Origin of the sequence: Kitasatospora sp. NPDC059803 (genome assembly GCF_042732255.1) — a bacterium.
Lineage (GTDB): Bacteria > Actinomycetota > Actinomycetes > Streptomycetales > Streptomycetaceae > Kitasatospora.
Map to the genome: position 1 here is coordinate 1,572 of NZ_JBHWIJ010000091.1, position 21,754 is coordinate 23,325.

General features: G+C 73.1%; 7 protein-coding genes and 1 pseudogene. 6 read left to right on the forward strand and 2 right to left on the reverse strand.

Annotated features, from left to right (window positions below; genetic code table 11):
• Positions 1 to 253: 253 nt before the first annotated feature.
• On the forward strand, positions 254 to 1,180 hold the full coding sequence (locus tag ACFV6I_RS16970; protein WP_063351964.1) for a CAP domain-containing protein: 927 nt from the start codon (positions 254 to 256) through the stop codon (positions 1,178 to 1,180).
• Between the two features lie 261 nt (positions 1,181 to 1,441).
• Here ACFV6I_RS16970 and ACFV6I_RS16975 read toward each other — a convergent pair whose 3' ends face one another.
• Positions 1,442 to 2,725, reverse strand: coding sequence for an amidohydrolase family protein (locus tag ACFV6I_RS16975; protein ID WP_063351963.1), 1,284 nt, complete (start codon positions 2,723 to 2,725; stop codon positions 1,442 to 1,444).
• 419 nt (positions 2,726 to 3,144) lie between these two features.
• Here ACFV6I_RS16975 and ACFV6I_RS16980 point away from each other — a divergent pair, with 419 nt between their 5' ends.
• Both ACFV6I_RS16980 and ACFV6I_RS16985 read left to right on the forward strand, forming a co-directional pair.
• Positions 3,145 to 4,461: a type III PLP-dependent enzyme gene (locus ACFV6I_RS16980; protein ID WP_380426007.1), complete on the forward strand. Its 1,317-nt coding sequence runs from the start codon at positions 3,145 to 3,147 to the stop codon at positions 4,459 to 4,461.
• Positions 4,458 to 5,018: a GNAT family N-acetyltransferase gene (locus tag ACFV6I_RS16985; RefSeq protein WP_063351962.1), complete on the forward strand. Its 561-nt coding sequence runs from the start codon at positions 4,458 to 4,460 to the stop codon at positions 5,016 to 5,018. Before ACFV6I_RS16980 ends, ACFV6I_RS16985 begins: the two co-directional genes overlap by 4 nt.
• A gap of 143 nt (positions 5,019 to 5,161) precedes the next feature.
• Here the strand turns inward: ACFV6I_RS16985 and ACFV6I_RS16990 are convergent, their stop codons facing one another.
• A complete protein-coding gene (locus ACFV6I_RS16990; protein ID WP_063351961.1) occupies positions 5,162 to 6,502 on the reverse strand; it encodes a glutamine synthetase family protein in 1,341 nt (446 codons plus the stop codon).
• 526 nt (positions 6,503 to 7,028) lie between these two features.
• Here ACFV6I_RS16990 and ACFV6I_RS16995 point away from each other — a divergent pair.
• The 3 genes and pseudogenes from ACFV6I_RS16995 (at position 7,029) to ACFV6I_RS17005 (ending at position 21,733) form a co-directional block, all read left to right on the forward strand.
• Complete coding sequence (locus ACFV6I_RS16995) at positions 7,029 to 7,364, forward strand: DUF5132 domain-containing protein (protein ID WP_063351960.1); 336 nt, start codon at positions 7,029 to 7,031, stop codon at positions 7,362 to 7,364.
• 349 nt (positions 7,365 to 7,713) lie between these two features.
• Positions 7,714 to 8,235: pseudogene (locus ACFV6I_RS17000) on the forward strand (ATP-binding cassette domain-containing protein); the annotation flags it as partial.
• A 103-nt stretch (positions 8,236 to 8,338) separates the two neighbouring features.
• A complete protein-coding gene (locus ACFV6I_RS17005) occupies positions 8,339 to 21,733 on the forward strand; it encodes an amino acid adenylation domain-containing protein (RefSeq protein WP_380426009.1) in 13,395 nt (4,464 codons plus the stop codon).
• Positions 21,734 to 21,754: the final 21 nt, after the last annotated feature.

Sequence of the window (21,754 nt, forward strand, 5' to 3'; positions counted from 1 at the left end):
CCCGCGCCCCCGCGGGGGCCCCCTCCCCCGCTCCCTCCGCGCGCGGGCGGGGCGCCCCGCCCCCCCCCCGCCCCCCCCCACGGCAGCACGATCCGGCTGACACACGTGTGGGCCTGAGATCCGCGCAGCCTCCATGGGCAGCGCACATCCAGTTCGTCAACGCGCTGCTGATCAATTGTCAATCCAGCCCTGGTGTCCTGACCGCGTTCCGCAGTCTCATCCGCACGCGGTCCATTGACAACAGGAGATTCCCGTGTCCCACCCGTCCACCCCCACTCCCACCCCCACCCTCCGCCCGAGCACCGGCACCCGCCGCCGCACCCGGCTGGCAGGCCTGGCGCTCGCCGTCTCCGCGATATCCGCGAGCAGCGTCACGCTGCTCGCCGCGCCGGCGAACGCCGCCGTGGTCGAGCAGATGATCACGATCCAGGACCACCAGAACCACAACTCGCTGGCCAGCTCCGACGGCGAGGGCTCCCGGATCGTCGCCCGCAACTACCAGAACGCCTCCACCTCGTTCTGGATCTCCAACAAGCCCGGCGACCGGGTCGACTTCGCCCGCAACGTCAACGGCACCGAACGCGTGCTGGAGATGGACACCAACGACGGCCGGTCCACCCAGTTCATCCACTGGTGGGCGGGCGACAACCAGCAGTGGACCCTGGAGCCCGCCGCCGGCGGCGGCACCTACCTCCACAACGCCCGCGACAACCGCTGTCTGACCTACCACGGCCTCGACCGGGAGGTCACCGTCGAGAACTGCGACGGCAGCATGGCCCAGCGGTTCGACCTGATCGGGTCGGGCACCGGCCCGGGCCCGGGCACCTCCGTCGAGCAGCGCTTCCTGGACCGGCTCAACACCGTGCGCGCCCAGAACGGCAGGCCGGCGGTGCGCCTCAACCAGACGCTCTCCCAGGCCGCCAAGTGCAACGCCGACCAGATGGACCAGCGCCGCGTCTCCGGCCACTTCTGCGACTCGGGCAGCATCGCGCGGGGCCTCGGCTACACCGGGAGGGGATTCGGCGAGATCGCCTTCTACGGCCCCACCGACATCGACGCCGCCGTCGACGGCTGGATCAAGTCGCCCGGCCACCTGGGGATCATGCTCGGCGACTACAACGAGGTCGGCCTGGCCCGCACCGGCAACGCCTCCTGGAACGCGGACTTCAGCACCCGCTGACCCCCGCCGCGACCGCTCCGCCGGGGCCGCTCCACCCGCGACCGCCCACCCCGGCGGAGCGGCCCCGGCCAGAACCTCCGCCAGGGATGGCACTTCCGGGAGGCCGGCCAGCGCACCGAGGTGCTCCCGGGGAACACCCACGTGCTGTCCGGGATCGGTGCGGGATTCCAGTGGGGGAACCCGCTGTCTCCGGCATGCCTGACCGGGCCACAGGGCGGTGATGGACCGCCCGAGCCGGGGGCAGGCGGAGGCCGGTGCGGGTCAGTCGAGTTCGTTCTTGTGGACGACGCCGTCCTTGACGATCAGCTTCAGATTGCGTTCGGGGTCTGCGAGGACGGAGAGGTCGGTGGTCGGGTCGCCGTCGACGACCAGGAGGTCGGCCCATGCTCCCGGCGCGATGACGCCGAGCGGCGCGGCGCGGTAGGGGTCTCGGCGGCCGGACAGGCGGAAGAGTTCGGCGTTGCCGGAGGTGGCCGTCCGCAGGGCCTCGACCGGGCTGAGGTAGCTGCCGAGCCGGACGAGCATCTCGTTCTGCCGGTGGGCCTTCCCGGGGTCGAACACCAGGTCGGTGCCGAAGGCCAGCCGCACACCGTGCTTCACCGCCCAGCCGATGGTGCGGGCGACGCCTTCACAGACCTCGTGGTTCTTGCGGTTGCTGTCCGGAAATGCGTAGTGGTGGTCGTCGACCGCGAACGGCTGGGTGCTCAGCCACACGTCCTGCTCCGCGAGGTAGCGGATGGTGTCCTCGTCGACGAGGTGCCCGTGCTCGATGCAGCGCACCCCGGCCCGCACCGCGCGGCGGACGCCTTCGGAGGTGTAGACGTGCACGGTCACGTAGGTGCCCCAGTCGGAGGCTGCGGCGACGGCGGCCTCCAGTTCGGCCGTGGTGAACTGCAGGACGTCCAGCGGGTCGAACTCGGAGCTGACGCCGCCGCCGGCCATCAGCTTGATCTGGGTGGCGCCCTTCTTGAGCTGCTCGCGCACCGCGGCGAGCACCCGTTCCGGCCCGTCGGCCACCCGGGTGAACCCGATCTGTTCGGTCCGGGCCGGTGGCCCGCCCAGGGCGGTCGGGGCGTCGTGGACCGTCCCGAAGTCGCCGTGGCCGGCGGTTTGGGAGACGGCCGCCTGGCTCGGGTAGATCCGCGGGCCCGGGAACAGCCCGCGGTCCAGCACGCGCCGGAGCGGCTCGGTGTCTCCGGCCATGTCCCGCACGGTGGTGAAGCCGCGCATCAGCATGTCGCGGGCCGCGGCCAGGGCCTGGTAGTGGAGGGTGCCGGTCGGTGCGAGCTGGAGCTCCGCCATGGTGCCGCCGATCGCGAACAGGTGGACGTGCGCGTCGGTGAGGCCGGGGAGGAGGGTGCGGCCTCCGCCGTCGATCACCGTCGCGCCTCCGGGGAGGCCGGGCGGGAGGGTGCGGCCCAGCACCACCTCTGCGATCCTGTCCCGTTGGACCCGGACGTGCCCCGGCACCGCTTCCCCTCCGATCCCGTCGAAGACGCGCACGTTCGTCACCAGCAGCCCGGCACCCGGGTCGTCGACACCCATGCCGTCATCTTCGGCTGGTCACGGGACCGGGACCAGCGGGACGGGCCGATCCGCCGAGGCGTCGCTCTCACCAGTTCATCGACAGCGTCCGGTGGGACCTGGTCGTCAAGGCCGTGGAGGCCGACGCCGACGTCGTTCGGGTGGTTCTGTATGGCGAGCGGTGGCCCGGGGCGGGGCGCGGAGGGATGGGGATCGGCACGGAGATGCCGAGCAGCGGTCCGCGCTCGTCGGCCTTCGCGTCGGTCAGGCCGTGCGGGGTGCGCAACGGGTGGTGGGGCAGGCCCTGGAAGTACGTAGAGTGCGGTGGGAGAGGGAGTTCGGGTCAGGCGTCACAGCCGACCTTCGGACTCCCTTGCTTCATTTCACGCGTGCCAGCAATCCCGTGGCATCAATCGTCTAGTCGGACCGGAAGTTCACACGTGAGGCCTCAGAGCATCGACATGCGCCAGACCGCCGAACCGCGTCGGACGGCCGACCACGGTAGAACCGGCCACCGCGCCCCGACCGCGCCGGCCACCGTGCACGCATCCACCACGCGCCTTCCCGGACAGCGCGACGGCACCGCCCTGCGCGCCGCGCTCGCCGATGCCACCGAGGACACCATCGTCTACGACCTGGACGGCATCGGCCGTCAGTACGCCGCACTGTGCGCCGAACTTCCCGGCGTGGCCGTCCGGTTCGCGATGAAGGCCTGCCCGGTGGACGAGGTGCTGGACCATCTCGCCGCGCTCGGCTCCGGCTTCGACGCGGCCAGCCCGCAGGAGATCGCCCAGGCGCTGCGCACCGGCGTCGCACCCGAGCTGATCCACTACGGGAACACCGTCAAGTCGGACCGCAACATCGCCGAGGCGTACCGGCTGGGCGTGCGGGACTTCGCCACCGACAGCCCGGAGGACGTCGCCGCGATCGCGGAACACGCCCCCGGATCGCGGGTGTTCTGCCGGATCGCGACCACCGGCGAGGGCGCGCTGTGGGGCCTCAGCCGCAAGTTCGGCTGCTCGCTCGAGGACGCCGTGCGGGTGCTCGGCGCCGCCCGGACCGCAGGGCTGGTGCCCTCCGGCCTGTCGGTGCACGTCGGCTCGCAGCAGATGACCGCCGGGGCCTGGGTGGCGGCGATCGAATCGCTGGCCGCCGTCCTGGAGGCGCTCAGCCGGCGCGGCATCGTGCCGAGCCGCATCAACCTCGGTGGCGGGCTGCCCGCACTCGGCGTCCTCGACCGGCGCGGCCGGCCGCTGGAACCGCCGCTGGACAAGATCTTCGTGGTGATCCGGGAGGGCATGGACCGGCTGCGCGCCGTCAACGCCGCGCCGCTGGAGTTCCTGCTTGAGCCCGGCCGGCACCTGGTCGCCGACCACGGCGCGATCCGCGCCCACGTGGCGCGGCTCTCCTCCCGCCACCGGCTCGACGGTACCCGCGAGGACTGGCTGTACCTGAGCTGCGGCAAGTTCAACGGCCTGTACGAGATGAACCAGTTGCAGTACCGGCTGGAGTTCCCGACCCACCAGGGCGGGCAGTTCGTCGACGCCGTGGTGGCCGGCCCGACCTGCGACAGCGACGACGCGTACGCCCAGGAGGACGGCCTGGTCCGCGTCCCGCGCGCGATCGCCTCGGGAGACCCGGTGTGGGTCCACTCCTGCGGCGCGTACGCCGCCGCCTACGCCACCCAGGGGTTCAACGGCTTCGCGCCGCTGCCGTACACCTGCATCGGCGGGCGCCGCAACGGAGGAAACGCATGAGCGAGTACCGGATCCGGCTGCTCCGGGAAGAGGACTGGGACGCCGTGGTCGCGCTGGAGGAACGCGCCTACGCCGCCAGTGGCCTGTCCGAAGGCCGCGAGGCCCTGCAGTCCCGGCATCGCGCCTCACCCGACACCTGCTTCGCGCTGGAGCACCCGGGCGGCCTCGGCGGCTACCTGCTCGCCCTGCCGTACCCGCTGTTCCGCTGCCCGGACCTCAGCCGCAGCGAGGACGCGGACGGGGACGGCACTGGCGGGCGGCCCGCCAACATGCACGCGCACGACCTGGTGATCGCCGAGCAGCTGCGCGGCCGGGGTCTCGCCCCACGGATGATGCGCCACCTGGACGACACCGCGCTGGCGGCCGGCCACCGGACGGTCTCGCTGGTCGCCGTCCTCGGCGCACAGGCCGTGTGGGCTCGCCTCGGGTACCGCGCCCGGCCCGAGATCGGGCTGCCCGCGAGCTACGGTGCCGATGCGGTCTACATGGCGAAGCCGCTGGAACCCGAGGTCACCGATCCGACTCCCGAGTCCTCACCCAGAGCCGAAGTGGGTTGATAGAGCCATCTCCCGTACCCGGCAGGGTTCCGCCGCTTCCGACCGGCCATCGGCGGGCCGCTCCTGGCTCCTCACTCCCCGGCGACCAGGGGGTCTGCGATCGACCCGTCGCCGGGGAGCCGGTGGAGCAGAACCGGTGCTCGTCAGTAGCGCCAGCGGACGGCCTCGATGACGTCCGCATCCGTGTGCATCGCGAACAGCTCCGCCTCCGCCCGACGGACGGCCAGCACGGTCTCGTACAGTTCGGGGCCGAGCGCCTGCCGCAGCACGTCGGACTTCTCGTACACGTCGATGGCCTCCGGCAGGCTCGCCGGGAGGCGCTCGGCGGAGTCGAGGGTGGCGGGGTCGCTCGTGGTCTCGGGCGGGAGGGGCAGACCGGCGTCCAGGCCGGCGAGTCCGGCGGCCAGCACGCCGCCGATCGCCAGGTACGGGTTGGCGGCGGCGTCGAAGCACTTGAGCTCGGCGTTGGCCTGCCGGGCCGTGGAGCCGGCGATCAGGCGCAGTGCCGCCTCACGGTTCTCCAGGCCCCAGCAGCGGTAGGCCCCGGCGAAGTGGGAGGGGACCAGCCTCAGGTAGGAGGCGACGCCGGGTGCGCCGATGGCGAGCAGGGCGGGCAGCTCGGCCAGGACGCCCGAGAGGAACTGTTCGGCCTCCGGGTGCAGCCCGTGCCGGCCGGGGCCGCCGTGCCCGAGGTTCAGGCCCTCTCGCCAGAGGCTGAGGTGCAGGTGGCCGCCGTTGCCGATCGAGCCCTCGGTGAAGACGGGCGCGAACGAGACCCGCAGGCCGTGCCGGGCGGAGACGGCCCGGACGGTGTGGCGCACCAGCATTGTGGTGTCGGCCGCCTCGACAGGCCCCTCGGCGGCGACGGAGACCTCGAACTGTCCGGCGGCGTACTCGGGGTGGACCTGGAGCACGGCCAGTCCTTGGGCGGTGAGGGCGCGCAGTACCTCCCGCAGGTAGTCGGAGTGCTCGATGAAGCGGGTCATCCCGTACGCGGGCCCGGTCGTCGCGGGGGCTCCGGCGGAGTCGGCCACCACCCACTCGATCTCGATCCCGGCCCGCACCGAGAGCCCGCGCCGCTCGACGGCCTCGGTGAGCCGGCGGGCGAAGTGGCGCTGGCAGCCGGGGTGCGGGGTGCCGTCCTGGGTGTAGCGGTCGGCTGGGGCCCAGGCCCAGCCGGGCTGGGCGGCGAGCGGGGTGAGCCGGTCGAGGTCGGGGACGAGCCGCAGGTCGCCCACCGGGCCGGTGCCCGAAGGCATGGTGGCGAAGGAGTCGTCCACCAGGGAGACGTCGAAGCAGGGTACGGCGCCGACACCGTACTCGGCGGCGTGTTCGAGCTGGGCGAGCGGAACGGACTTCACCCGGGTGAGGCCGGCGTTGTCGACCCAGCCGAACACCACCCCGTCGATTCCTGCGGCGGCGAGTTGGGCTTCGGCTTCCCGGGCCTGGGCGGCCCGCTCGGCTGGGGGGTGCGTGGTGGTCATGCCGCTCATGCTGGCGTTCGCGGCAGTCGGCGGGCCAGCCGCCGGCCGGGAGTTCACTCGTCCGTGATCGGCCGGAGCTGCGGAGTGACACAGGAACCGCCCGGTGCGTCTTCGGACGATTGCCGGGGCCGGCCCGGCGTTGTGCCGGGGGGCGCCGACTCGATGGGCTGGGACCGGCCGAGCGCGGGAGGATGGCACGAGAAATCGGCGATCGCCATTGATCTAGAAATGTGATGATCGGTCTAATTGGGCGGCAAACCTTTACTGAGTTCGTAGCGATTGGTAGTTCGGATTGCACTCGGCCGGGTGAATCCCGTTGAGGATGTTTGGTTTTGACGGGAGCTATTCGACTACGGTGGCGGAGGATCGGGCGGTTGGCTCATCGGTGAGGAAATCGGTTCGGCGGGAAATCCGCGACGTGCGCCGACAATCCCGAAGAGGAGTTCTACCGCCGGTCCTGCTGTGCGTGCTCCGGCAGTTCGCCGTGCCCGGGGTCCCCTGTCATACGTAGAGAGGTTGGAACACCATGCCGCCCGTAGTTCCGCCGTTCCTGATCGGTCTCGTCGTCTCGCCACTGGTCAAGCGTCTGCTGAAGCCGCTGGTGCGAGGCGTCGTCAAGACGTCCGTCGGGCTCGTCATGGAGGTGAAGAAGGCGGCCCACGAGGCCGGGGAGAACATCCACGACCTCGCGGCCGAGGTCGCCGCCGACGTGTCGGCGGCTCAGGTCACGTCCGGTGACGGCCATCGTGCGGCCGGGAACGCGACCCCGAACGCCGAGAGGGGCGAGGCCGCCGCCCGGGCCGAAGCCGAGGCGAGGGCCTCGAAGATCCGTACGACCGTCGGCGCCGGAAGGGCACACTGACGCACCGGCGCGACCTGACCCGCCGCCTGGACGCACACCGTGATCGAGCTCGCGAGCTGTGTCCGCGCGGTGGTCGGCCGCGGGCCTTCCGGCCCCATCGGCCGCCCCTTCAGAATTCCCGCTCCGCCACATTGATCCGTCGTGCCCGATGCCGGATCGCTCATGACCTCCGCAAACAGGTGATCGTACACATGCCATCTCTGCTGGGTTCCGCAGCCGGATTCCGCTCCATGGATCCGGACGCGAGCCCGCGCTCGGTCATTCCGGGCCGCCAGCGCTGGGACGTCAGGCTGGTTCTCGGACGGCCCCGGACGGCCGAAGTCCTCGCCGCGGTCCTGCGGCGCGTCCCCGGGACCTGCGCGACGCGATCGGGTTCGTCGCCCAGGACCCGTTCCTCTTCGACGGCAGCATCGTTGACAACATCCGCTACGGCAGCTTCGCGGCCTCGGACGAGGCCGTCGTCAAGGCCGCCTCGATGTCCGAGGCGCACACCTTCATCGCGGCGCTGCCGGACGGCTACGACACGGTGATCGGTGAACGCGGTGCCGCGCTGTCGGGCGGCCGGCGGCAGCGGATCGGCCTGGCGCGGGCGATCCTCAAGGACGCGCCGGTCGTGATCCTCGACGAGGCGACCTCCACGGTGGACAACGAGACCGAGGCTGCCATCCAGCGCACGCTGCGCGGCTTCGCGGTCGGCCGGACGATGGTCGTCATCGCCCACCGGCTCTCCACCGTCCGCCACGCCGACCGGATCTACGTCATGGACAGGGGCGGCGTCGTGGCCGAGCAGGGCACCCACGACGAACTCCTCGCCCGGCACGGACTCTACGCATCCCTCTGGCAGCTCCAGGCCGGCGAACGCGCCGCCTGACCGCAGAAAGCCGCACCGCCCGCTGACCGTGTGACGTCACCGCGGTCGGCGTGGCCCGGCGCGTCCTGCGCGCCTGCCCGCCCACACTTCTGGAGGTACCCCCATGTCCCGTCGCGACGGCGACGTCCTTGCCCTGACAGCGGCCCAGCGCGAGATCTGGCTCGCCGAGCAGCGCTCCCGGACACCGATCCCCGGTTACCGGGTCGGTGAGTGCCTGGAGATCCACGGGCCGGTCGACCCGGACCTGTTCGAGACCGCGCTGCGCCGCGTCGTCGACGAGGTCGACGCCCTGCACGTGACCTTCGTCGACGGCGGTGACGGCCCGCGCCAGATCCTCCGCGAGACCTGGGACTGGGCACCGGCACACCTGGACCTGAGCGGGGAGCCCGCACCCCGTGCGGCGGCCATGGAGTGGATGGAGCGGGACCTGATGCGCCCGCTGGATCTCGCGCGCGACCCGCTGTTCGGGCACGCGCTGGTCAAGCTGTCGCCGACCGAATTCCTCTGGTACCTGAACTACCACCACGTGGTGCTGGACGCGATCAGCAGTTCCATGGTCCGCCAGCGGGTCGGCGAGGTGTACTCGGCGCTGTCCGAGGGCGGCGCGGTGCCGCCGTCGCCGTTCGGCTCGCTGCGGGACCTGGTCGACAGCGACGCCGCCTACCGTTCGTCCGCCGACTTCACCGCCGACCGCTCCTACTGGACCGAGCGCTGTGCAGACCTGCCCGCCCCGACCCGGCTCACCGACAGCGCCACGACTGACCCGCACCGGGCCCTGCGTCTGGCCGAGGAGCGGGAGCTGCGGAGCCCGGACGCGCTGCGGGCGGCGGCAGGGAGGGTCGGTGTCCGGTGGTCCCGCCTGGTGATCGCGGCGGCGGCGCTCTACGCCCACCGGCTGAGCGGTACCCAGGACGTGGTGCTCGCCCTCCCGGTCACCGCCCGTCGGGGCTCCGACCGCGACCTGATGTCAGTGCCCGGCACGATGTCGAACGTGGTGCCGCTGCGGCTGACGGTACGACCGGACATGCCGTGGCGCGAACTCGTCGCCCAGGTGGCACGGGAAGTCGAGGCGGCCGTCGCGCACGAGCGCTACCGCAGCGAGGACCTGCTGCGGGATCTCGGCGCGCCCGGGAGCATCGGGACGGTGTTCCCGCTGATCGTCAACATCATGGCCTTCAACGCGAGGCCCACCTTCGCCGGGCACCCCGCCTCCGTGCACCACTTCGTGTCCGGGTCGACCACCGATCTCGCCGTCTGGGTGTTCGACTACCGGGACGGCAACCCCCCGCTCCTCAGGCTGCACGGCGCGCCCGAGGCATACAGCGACGACGACCTCGCCGCGCACCAGCAGCGGCTGCTCGCCGTGCTCGACGCCGTCGCGGACTGTGACCCTGACGAGGTGCTGGGCCGGATCGACCTGCTCACGGCCGCAGAGCACCGAGAGGTGGCGGCCCTCGGCACCGGGCAGGTGGCGGCGGATCCCGCCACGAGCCTGCCGGAGCTGTTCCGGGAGCAGGTCCGGGCGACTCCGGACCTCGTCGCGTTGGTGTGCGGTGACGTCTCACTGACGTACGCGGAGCTCGACGTGCGGGCGAACCGGCTGGCGAACGCCCTGATCGACCGGGGTGCGGGGCCGGAGCGGCTGGTGGCGGTGGCGCTGCCGAGGTCGGCCGAGCTGGTGGTGGCGATCCTCGCGGTGCTGAAGACCGGCGCGGCGTACGTCCCGGTCGACCCCGAGTACCCGGCCGACCGGATCGCCTACCTGCTCGACGACGCCCGACCGATCCTGCTGGTGACCGACTCCGGCAGCGCGGACCGCCTGCCCGACGGCGGTCCGGTCGACCGGTTGGTGCTCGACGCCCCGGAATCGGCCGCCCTGGTGGCGGGCTGCCCGCCGACCGACCCGACGGTGGTCGTCGATCCGGGCCACCCGGCCTACGTCATCTACACCTCCGGCTCCACCGGCCGGCCCAAGGGTGTGGCGCCGACCCACGGCGGCCTGCTCAACCTGCTCACGGACCTCCGGGAGGTGCACTTCCGGGCGGTCCTCGGGGAACGGCAGCGGCTGCGGGTGGCCCTGACCACGTCGGTGTCGTTCGACGCCTCCTGGAACCAGCTGCTCGCCCTGTTCGCGGGCCACGAGCTGCACGTCCTGGACCACGAGACCTGGACCGACCCCGACGCCTTCGTCGGCTACGCGGCGCGCCACGGACTGGACTACATCGAAGCCACCCCTTCCTACCTGCACGTCCTGGTCGCCCACGGGCTCCTGGGCGACCAGAACTGGCGTCCGGCGCTGGTCGCGGCCGGTGGCGAGGCCGTCCCGGAGCGGCTGTGGGGAGAACTACGGTCGGCGGACGGGGTCTCCTGCCTCAACCTCTACGGACCGTCCGAGTGCACCGTCAACCCGGTGATCGCCTCCGTGGGATCGAGTCCGCTCCCGGTCATCGGCCGGCCCGCCGGCAACGTCCGGCTGTACGTGCTCGACGGCGCCCTGCGGCCGCTGCCGGCCGGTACGCCGGGCGAGCTGTACGTCGCCGGGTCCTGCCTGGCGCGCGGCTACCTCAACCGGCCGGGCCTGACCGCCGGGCGGTTCGTGGCGGACCCGTTCGGTCCGAGTGGTTCGAGGATGTACCGCACCGGCGACCTGGTGCGCTGGGGTGCAGACCGGAATCTGGAGTTCCTCGGCCGGACCGACGACCAAGTCAAGGTCCGCGGCTTCCGAGTGGAGCTCGGCGAAGTCGAGGCCGTCCTCGCCGAGCACCCGCAGGTCGCCCGGGCCGCCGCCGTGGTGCGTACCGAGGACGAACCCCGGCTGGTCGCCTATGCCGTCGCCGAGCCCGGTGCCACGGTCACCGACACCGCCCTGCGCGAACACCTCCGGGCGCGGTTGCCCAAGCACATGGTGCCGTCGGCGCTCATGGTGCTGGACGTCCTGCCGCTGACCCCGAACGGCAAGCTCGACCGGCGGGCTCTGCCAGCGCCCGAGCGGCAGTCGGCCGTGCCGGGCCGCGCTCCGCGCTCCGCGGTCGAGCACCTGCTCGCAGGCCTGTTCGCAGAGGTGCTCGGAGTGTCCGAGCCGGGGCTGGACGACAGCTTCTTCGACCTCGGCGGGCACTCCCTGCTGGCCACCCGGTTGGTCGCCCGGGCCCGGTCGGTGCTGGGCGTGGAGCTGGGGCTGCGCGACCTGTTCGACGCGCCGACGGTGGCGGAACTGGCCGCGGCGGTGGACATCGCCGGCCGGGCGCGCCCGGCGCTCGGGCGGCGCGAGCGGCCCGAGGCCGTCCCGCTGTCCTTCGCGCAGCGCCGGCTGTGGTTCCTGCACCGGATGGAGGGACCGAGCGCCACCTACAACATCCCGCTGGCGCTGCGGCTTTCCGGACACCTGGACCAGCGGGCCCTGGACGCCGCCCTGGCGGACGTGGTCGAGCGGCACGAGAGCCTGCGCACCGTCTTCCCGGTGGTCGACGGCGTGCCGTGCCAGCGGGTGCTGGAGGCAGACGAGGCACGGCCGCGGCTGCGGGTCACCGAGGCCGGCGAGCGCGACCTGCCGGACCTTCTGGCGGAGGCGGCGCGGCACGGCTTCGAGCTCGCCGAGGAGCCGCCGCTGCGTGCCGAGCTCTTCCGGCTCGGCACCGAGGAGCACGTGCTGCTGCTGGTGGTGCACCACATCGCCGGTGACGGCTGGTCGGCGGGCCCGCTCCTGCGGGACCTGAGGACCGCCTACGCGGCCCGTACCGAGGGCGCGAAGCCCGAGTGGGCCCAACTGCCCGTCCAGTACGCCGACTACGCCCTCTGGCAGCGGGAGCTGCTCGGTGACGGCGCTCACCCGGACAGTCTGCTGAGCGGCCAGCTCGCGTACTGGCGGGAGCAGTTGGCGCACCTGCCCGACCAGGTGGAGCTGCCCTTCGACCGGCCCCGGCCGGCCGCGATGTCCTACCGGGGCGCCCACCTGCCGGTCCGGCTCGACGCCGAACTGCACCAGGGCCTGCGCGAACTCGCCCGCGACGGTGGCGCCAGCCTGTTCATGGTGCTCCAGGCCGGGCTGGCCGCCCTGCTCGGCAAGCTCGGCGCCGGCACCGACGTACCGATCGGCACGCCGATCGCGGGACGCACCGACGAGGCCCTGGACGACCTGGTCGGATTCTTCGTCAACACCCTCGTGCTGCGCACCGACCTGTCCGGCGACCCGTCGTTCGCCGAACTGCTGGGCCAGGTGCGCTCCGACGCGCTGGCCGCGTACGCGCACCAGGACGTGCCGTTCGAGCACCTCGTGGAGGCACTGAACCCGACCCGGACACTGGCGCACCACCCGCTCTTCCAGACCATGCTCGCCCTGCAGAACGCCCCGCTCGGCGCCTTCGACCTGCCGGGGCTGCGGGTGACGGCCGATCTGGTGCACACCGGTACGGCCAAGTGCGACCTGACCTTCATCCTGGCCGAACAGCCGGGTACGGAGGGGCTGTCGGGCGTGGTCGAGTACAGCACCGACCTCTTCGACGAGGCCACCGTGGCGGGGATCGTCGACCGGTGGCTGCGGCTGCTGCGCGCCGTCGTCGCCGACCCCGGCCGACGGATCGGCCGGGTGGACGTGCTGTCCGCCGAGGAACTCCGCGCGCTGCTCCCGGCCCGTACCGAGGAGGAGGACGCGCCGGGCAGCAGCCTGACCGCGCTTTTCGAGCGGCGGGTCCGGACCAACCCGGCCGCCGTCGCCCTAACGGATGGTGAAGTAACCCTTTCCTACGGCGAGTTGAACACCCGCGCCAACCGGCTCGCGCACGCGCTCATCGACCGGGGCGTGGGCCCGGAGCGGCTGGTGGCCCTGGCCCTGCCGCGCTCGGCGGACCTGGTCGTCGCGGTGCTCGCGGTGGTCAAGGCCGGCGGCGCCTACGTTCCGGTGGATCCGAAGTACCCTGCGGCCCGGATCTCCTACCTGCTCCAGGACACCCGGCCCGCGCTGCTCGTCACGACGAGCGGTATCGGCGAGCTGCCGGGGGCGGACCACCTGGACCGGCTGCTGCTGGACTCCGCCGACCTGGACGGGCTGCCGGACACGGACCCGGGGGTCACCGTCGATCCCGGCCACGCCGCCTACGTCATCCACACCTCCGGCTCCACCGGCAACCCCAAGGGCGTCGTGGTTCCGCACCACAACGTGGTGCGGCTGTTCCGGACGACGGAGGAGCTGTTCGGCTTCACCGCCGAGGACGTCTGGACGCTCTTCCACTCCTACGCCTTCGACTTCTCGGTGTGGGAGCTGTGGGGCGCGCTGCTGCACGGCGGCCGTCTCGTGATCGTGGACCACGAGACCAGCCGCTCGCCCGGCGCGTTCCTGGAGCTCCTCGCCCGCGAGCGGGTGACGGTGCTCAACCAGACGCCGTCCGCCTTCTACCAGCTGATGCAGGCGGAAGCCGAGCACCCGCGTGAACTCGCCCTGCGCACGGTGGTCTTCGGCGGTGAGGCACTGGAGCACGCCCGGTTGGCGAGCTGGTACGAGCGGCACCCGGAGGACGCGCCCCGGCTGGTCAACATGTACGGCATCACCGAGACCACCGTGCACGTCACGTACGCGGCGCTCGACCGGTCCGGCACCGCAGCCGGCCAGATCGGCGCGGGCCTCCCGGACCTGCGGACGTACGTGCTCGACGACGGCCTGCGGCCGGTGGTCCCGGGCGTGCTCGGCGAGCTGTACGTCGCGGGCGCCGGGCTGGCGCGCGGCTACCTGAACCGGCCGGGCCTGACCGCCGGGCGCTTCGTCGCCGACCCGTACGGGCCGGCGGGCAGCCGGATGTACCGCAGCGGCGACGTGGTGCGCCGGGCTGCGGAAGGCAGCCTGAGCTTCGTCGGCCGGGCCGACCAGCAGGTGAAGGTGCGCGGCTTCCGGATCGAGCTCGGCGAGATCGAGGCGGCGCTGGCGGCGCTCCCCGGCGTCGCCCAGGCCGCCGTCCTGGCCCGGCAGGACCGTGCCGACGACACCCGCCTGGTCGCCTACCTGGTCCCGGCCGCCGGTGCCGCACCGCGCCCGGCTGACCTGCGTGAGCGCCTCACCGAGCGGCTGCCGGAGCACATGGTGCCGTCGGCGTACGTCCTGCTGGACGCGCTGCCGCTGACCGCCAACGGCAAGCTGGACCACCGGGCCCTGCCCGCCCCCGACCTCGCCCCGGCGGCCGCCGGCCGTGCGCCGCGCACCCCGCAGGAGCAGGTCCTCTGCGAGCTGTTCGCCGAGGTCCTGGGCGTCACCTCGGCCGGCGTCGAGGACGGCTTCTTCGACCTCGGCGGACACTCCCTGCTCGCCACCCGCCTGGCCGCCCGGATTCGCGCGACCCTCGGTGTCGAGATGCCGCTGCGCACCCTGTTCGAGGCGCCGACCCCGGCTGCCCTGGCCGCCACCCTGGCGGCGGCCGGACCGGCGCAGGCCGCCCTGGCACGGCGCGAGCGCCCCCACGTGATCCCGCTGTCGTTCGCGCAACGCCGGCTGTGGTTCCTGCACCAGCTGGAGGGCGCCAGCGCCAACTACCACATCTCCCTGGTCTGGCGGCTGTCCGGAGATCTGGACCGGCGGGCCCTGGAGGCCGCGGTCGCGGACGTGGCGGCCCGGCACGAGAGCCTGCGCACCGTCTTCCCGGCCGTAGACGGCGTGCCGTACCAGCAGGTGCTGGACGTCGTGGCCGGCCGCCCGCGGCTGGACGTGAGCCGGACCACCGAGGACGGGCTGCCGGGCGCGCTGACGACCGCGAAGGCCCGTCCGTTCGACCTGGCGGTCGATCTGCCGCTGCGCGCCGGGCTGTTCGAGATCGCGCCGGACGAGCACGTACTGCTGCTGGTGATGCACCACATCGCGGGTGACGGCTGGTCGTTGGGCCCGCTCACGCAGGACCTGACCGCCGCCTACGCGGCGCGCTGCCGGGACGAGGAGCCGCAGTGGGCGCCGCTGCCCGTGCAGTACGCCGACTACACCCTGTGGCAGCACGAACTGCTCGGCGACGCCACCGACCGGGACAGCCTGTTCGCGGGCCAGGCGGCCTACTGGACCCGGCAGTTGGCCGGGCTGCCGGAGCAGATCCAGCTGCCCACCGACCGGCCCCGCCCGGCGGTCGCCTCCCACCGGGGCGGCTCCGTGCGTGCCGGGCTGGACGCCGAGCTGCACCGCGGTCTGCGCGAGCTCGCCCGTGAGCACGGGACCAGTCTGTTCATGGTGCTCCAGGCAGGACTTGCCGCGTTGCTGAGCAAGCTCGGCGCCGGCGACGACATCCCGGTGGGCAGCCCGGTCGCGGGCCGGACCGACCAGGCGCAGGACGAGCTGGTCGGCTACTTCGTCAACACCCTGGTGTTCCGTACCGACACCTCGGGCGATCCGACCTTCGCCGAGCTGCTGGGCCGGGTCCGGGACACCGCGCTGGCCGGGTACGCCCACCAGGACCTGCCGTTCGAATACCTGGTCGAGGTCCTGAACCCGTCCCGGTCGCTGTCGCACCACCCGTTGTTCCAGGTCATGCTGGTGCTGCAGAACGCTCCTCGGGCCGACTTCGCGCCTCCCGGGCTGCGCGTCGAGGACGTGCCGTCGACGTCGACCACCGCCAAGCTCGACCTGATCTTCACCATGTCGGAGCGGCACGGGCAGGACGGTCCCCCTGGGCCTGGCGGCTCGGGAGGTGCCCCCACCCCGGAGGGGATCGACGTATTCGTCGAGTACACCAGTGACCTCTACGACCCGGCCACCGTCGAGACGATGATCGGGAGGTGGGAGCGGCTGCTCCGCGCCGCGGTCGCCGACCCGCGGCGGCGGCTCAGCCGGATCGGCCTGCTCAGCGCCGAGGAGCACGCCGAGCTGACGGCGCTGGGCACCGGCCCGGCGGCCCAGGCCTTCACCGGGAGCCTGCCGGAGTTGTTCCGTGAGCAGGTCCGGCAGGCTCCGGACGCCCTCGCGGTTGTCGCGCCGGAAGCGTCGCTGACGTACGCGGAGTTGGACGCGCGGGCGAACCGGTTGGCGCATGCGCTGATCGCGCGGGGTGCGGGGCCGGAGCGGTTGGTGGCGGTGGCGCTGCCGAGGTCGGCCGAGCTGGTGGTGGCGATCCTCGCGGTGCTGAAGACGGGCGCGGCGTACCTCCCGGTCGATCCGGAGTACCCGGCCGCGCGGATCGGGCACATGCTCGACGACGCCCGGCCGGTCATGGTGGTGACCGACACCCGTACCCGGGATCGGCTGCCGGCCGGTCCGGCCGGTCGGCTGGTGGTCGACGACCTGGAGACGGCCGAGCTGGTCGCGGGCTGCCCGGTGACGGACCCCGCGGTGGCCGTCGACCCGGGCCACCCGGTCTACGTCATCTACACCTCCGGTTCGACCGGCAAGCCCAAGGGCGTGGTGGTGACGCACGGCGGCCTGTTCAACCTGTTCGCCGACCAGCGCTCGCTGGTCTTCCGGATCAAGGAGCGCATGCGGATCGGGCTGACCACGTCCGTGTCGTTCGACGCCTCCTGCGACCAACTGTTCGCCCTGTTCGCCGGGCACGAGCTGCACGTCCTGGACGAGGCGACCTGGACCGACCCGGACGCCTACCTCGAGTACGCCGCGCGGGCCGGGCTGGACACTGTCGGCGGAACCCCGTCCTACCTGCAAGTCCTTGTCGATCACGGCCTCTTGACCCACCCGCGGTGGCGTCCCTCGATGGTCGGGTTGGGTGGTGAGGCCGTTCCGGAGCAGCTGTGGGAGCGGCTGCGGGCGGCCGGCGAGGTGTTCTCCCTGAACTACTACGGGCCGGCCGAGTGCACGGTGGACTCGGTCTACGCGCCGGTGGAGTCGAGCGCGCGCCCGGTGATCGGGCGGCCGCTCGGGGGCGTCCGGCTGCACGTGCTCGACGCCGCGTTGCAGCCGGTGCCCGCCGGTGTGCCGGGTGAGCTGTACCTCGCCGGTGCGGGCCTCGCGCGCGGCTACCTGAACCGGCCGGGTCTGACCGCGGGACGGTTCGTGGCGGACCCGTTCGGTCCGAGTGGATCTGAGCCCCTCGCCCCCAGCCTGGCGGCTGGGAGGTGCCCCCAGCCCGAAGGCGGGCAAGGAGGGCGGATGTACCGCACCGGTGACCTGGTGCGGTGGAACCCGGAGGGGAACCTGGAGTTCCTCGGCCGTACCGACGACCAGGTCAAGGTGCGCGGCTTCCGGATCGAACTCGGCGAGATCGAGACCGCACTGGCGGAACACCCGCAGGTCGCGCGGGCCGCCGTGATCGTCCGGCAGGACCGGGCGCGGGACACCCGCCTGGTCGCCTACCTGGTTCCCGCCACCGGGGCGGCGCCTCGGCCGGAGGACCTGCGGGCGCACCTGCGCGAGCGCCTGCCGGACTACATGGTGCCCGCCGCGTTCGTCTCCCTCGACGCCCTGCCGTTGAACGCCAGCGGCAAGGTGGACCGGCGCGCCCTGCCCGAGCCCGAGTCCACCGCGACGCAGGCCGGCCGGGCAGCGCACACTCCTCAGGAACAGGTGCTGGCCGGACTGTTCGCCGAGGTGCTGGGCCTGCCCGGGGTCGGCGTCGACGACGACTTCTTCGACCTCGGCGGGCACTCCCTGCTGGCCACCCGGTTGGTGGCCCGGGTCCGTGCGACGCTGGGCGTGGAGCTGCCGCTACAGGCCCTGTTCCGCAGCCCGACCGTGGCCGGGCTGGCCGCCGGGCTGGGCGGGGCGGACCAGGCCCGGCTGGCTCTGGAGCGGGCAGAGCGGCCCGACCGCGTGCCGCTGTCGTCCGCACAGCGAAGGCTGTGGTTCCTGCGCCAACTGGAGGGCGCCGACTCCGTCTACAACATGCCGCTCGCGTGGCGGCTCTCGGGACCGTTGGACCTGGCGGGCCTGGAGGCGGCGCTGGGCGACCTCGTCGACCGGCACGAGACCCTGCGCACGGTCTTCCCGGCCGAGGGCGGTGTGCCCCACCAGCAGGTGCTGCCCGTCGGGGAGGTGCGCCCGAGGCTGTCGGTCGCCCCGGCCGACGAGCCGGCCCTGCCGGAACTGCTGACGGCGGCCGCGGCGCGCGGATTCGACCTCGCCACCGAACCGCCGCTGCGCGCCGAGCTGTTCGAACTCTCGGCGGACGAGCACGTGCTGCTCCTGGTGATGCACCACATCGCCGGCGACGGCTGGTCGCTGGGCCCGCTGGCGGCCGACCTGGCCACCGCGTACGCAGCGCGCCGCCGGGGCGAGGAGCCGCAGTGGGCGCCGCTGCCCGTGCAGTACGCCGACTACACCCTGTGGCAGGACCGGCTGCTCGGCGACGCGGACGACCAGGACAGCCTGTTCTCCCGCCAGGCGGACTACTGGAAGCGGACGCTGGCGGACCTGCCGGAGCAGATCCCGCTCCCGGCCGACCGCCACCGCCCCGCGGCGCCCTCCTACTCCGGCGGCCACCTCGCGATCGAACTGGACGCCGAACTGCACGCCGGGCTGGTCCGGTTGGGCCGGGAGCACGGCGCCAGCGTGTACATGGTGCTGCAGGCCGCCCTGACATCGCTGCTGGACAAGCTCGGCGCGGGCACGGACATCCCGGTCGGCAGTCTGATCGCCGGCCGGACCGACGAGGCCCTGGACGACCTCGTCGGGTTCTTCGTCAACACCCTGGTGCTCCGCACGGACACCAGCGGCGACCCGTCCTTCGCCGAACTGCTGGGCCGGGTCCGGGAGGGCGCGCTCGGCGCGTACGCGCACCAGGACCTGCCGTTCGAGCACGTCGTCGAAGCCCTCAACCCGTCCCGGTCGCTCGCCCGGCAGCCGCTGTTCCAGGTGCTGCTCGCGCTGCAGAACGTGCCCCGCACCGAGTTCGCGCTGAGCGGCCTGGCCACCGAGATCGTGCTGGTGCGGACGCCGACGGCGATGTTCGACCTCGGCATCCACCTGCTGGAGCGCGGTGGCACCGGCGGGCCCGCCGAGGGCATCGTCGGGCGGGTCGAGTACAGCACCGACCTGTTCGACCACGCCACGGTGGAGGTACTGGTCGCCCGGTGGCTGCGGCTGCTGGCGGCGGTGGTCGCCGAGCCGGACCGGCCGCTGAGCCGGATCGACGTCCTCACCGCCGAGGAGCGGCACGAGCTGCTGGTCGTCCGCAACGGCACCGCCTGCCCCGCTCCCGTCGAGAGCCTGCCCGCGCTGTTCGAGGCGCAGGTCCGGGCGACCCCGGCGGCCGAGGCGGTGGTGTTCGAGGACACCGCGCTGACCTACCGCGAGCTGAACCGCCGGGCCAACCGCCTGGCCCACGCGCTGATCGCGCGCGGCGTGGGCCCGGAGCAGGTCGTCGCCCTGCGGCTGCCGCGCTCGGCGGAGCTGGTGGTGGCCGTCCTCGCGGTGCTCAAGACGGGGGCGGCGTACCTGCCGGTCGACCCGGACTACCCGGCGGCCCGCATCGCGTACATGCTGGAGGATGCGCGCGCGGCCGTGGTGCTCGACGACCTCGCGGACGTCACACCCGCCGGGGACCACCCGGAGACCGACCCCGTCGTCACCGTGGACGCACGGCACCCGGCCTACGTCATCTACACCTCCGGTTCCACCGGCCGGCCCAAGGCCGTGGTGATGCCCGCCGCCGGGCTGCTGAACCTGCTGGAGTGGCACCATGAGGCCGTCGGCGGTGAACCCGGCACGGGCACCGCGCAGTTCACCGCGATCAGCTTCGACGTCTCGGTGCAGGAGATGCTCTCCGCGCTGCTGTACGGCAAGACCCTGGTGGTGCCGACGGAGGAACAGCGCCGCAGCGCCGAGCAGTTCGCCCACTGGCTGGACCGGCACGAAGTCGAGGAGCTGTTCGCACCCAACCTGGTGATCGAGGCGCTCGCCGAGGCCGCGGAGGAAGCCGGGCTGGAGCTGCCGGGCCTGCGGCTGATCGCGCAGGCCGGCGAGGCGATGCGCCTGAGCGGTGCGGTGCGCCGCTTCCAGGCCCGCGGGCCCGGCCGGGTGCTGCACAACCACTACGGCCCGGCCGAAACCCACGTGATCACCGCCTACCCGCTGCCGGCCGACCCCGCTGACTGCCCGTCGCCGGTGCCGATCGGCCGTCCGATCGCCAACTGCCAGGTGTACGTGCTGGATGCGGCGCTGCGGCTGGTCGCCCCCGGCGTGCTGGGTGAGCTGTACCTGGCCGGGGCGGGCCTGGCCCGCGGCTACCTGAACCGGCCCGGGCTCACCGCCGGGCGCTTCGTCGCCAACCCGTTCGAGGTGGGCAACCGGATGTACCGCACCGGGGACCTGGTGCGCTGGCGGGCCGACGGGGAGCTGGAGTTCGCCGGCCGGGTCGACGACCAGGTGAAGGTGCGCGGGTTCCGGGTCGAGCCGGGCGAGATCGAGGCGGAGCTGACCGCGCACCCGGGCGTCGCCCAGGTCGCGGTGCTCGCCCGGGAGGACCGGATCGTCGCGTACGTCGTCCCCGTGGCCGGGCGAGGGGCGACCGCGGCGGCGCTGACGGCGTACCTGCGCGACCGGGTGCCGGAGTACCTGGTGCCGTCGGCGTTCGTGCTGCTGGAGGCGTTGCCGCTGACACCGAACGGGAAGCTGGACCGGGCCGCGCTGCCGGCGCCCGAGGCCACGACCAGGGAGACCGGCCGGGCGCCGCGCACCCCGCAGGAGCAGATCCTGTGCGAGCTGTTCGCGGAGGTGCTGGGCCGGGGCCAGGTCGGTGTCGACGAGGACTTCTTCGCGCTGGGCGGGCACTCGCTGCTCGCCACCCGGTTGGTCTCGCGGATCCGGGCGACCCTCGGGGTCGAGCTGGAGCTGCGAAGCCTGTTCCGGACGCCGACACCGGCCGGGCTGGCGGCCGGGCTGCACGGCGCCGACACCGCTCGGCAGGCCCTGGTGCCCCGGCCGCGCCGCGAACCGATGCCGCTGTCGTTCGCCCAGCGCCGGCTCTGGTTCCTCCAGCAGTTCGGGGCACCGAGCGCCACCTATCACATGCCGCTGGCCCTGCGGCTGTCCGGAGATCTCGACCGGGCCGCGCTGAGCGCAGCGCTCGCGGACGTGGTGGCCCGGCACGAGACCCTGCGCACGGTCTTCCCGCACACCGCCGGAATCCCGTACCAGCGGGTGCTGGACAGCACCGAGGTCGCCGTCCCGCTGAGCGTACGCGCGGCCGGCGAGGCGGAGCTGCCGGGGCTGCTGCGCGAGGCGGCGGTGCGCGGCTTCGACCTGACCGCGGAAGTGCCGCTGCGGGCTGACCTGTTCGAACTCTCGGCGGACGAGCACGTGCTGCTGCTGGTGATGCACCACATCGTCGGGGACGGCTGGTCCATGGGCCCGCTGGCCCGTGACCTGGCCACCGCCTACACCGCCCGGCGGGGCGGCGGGGCGCCGGCCTGGCCGCCGCTGCCGGTGACGTACGGCGACTACACCCTGTGGCAGCACGAGATCCTGGGCGACGAGCACGACGCCGACAGCGTGTTCGGCCGCCAGGTCGCCTATTGGAAGGAGGCGCTGGCCGGGCTGCCCGAGCAGCTGCAGCTGCCAGGCCCCCCGCCCCGCCCCGCCACCCAATAGTTCGGGGGCGACCGGGGGGAT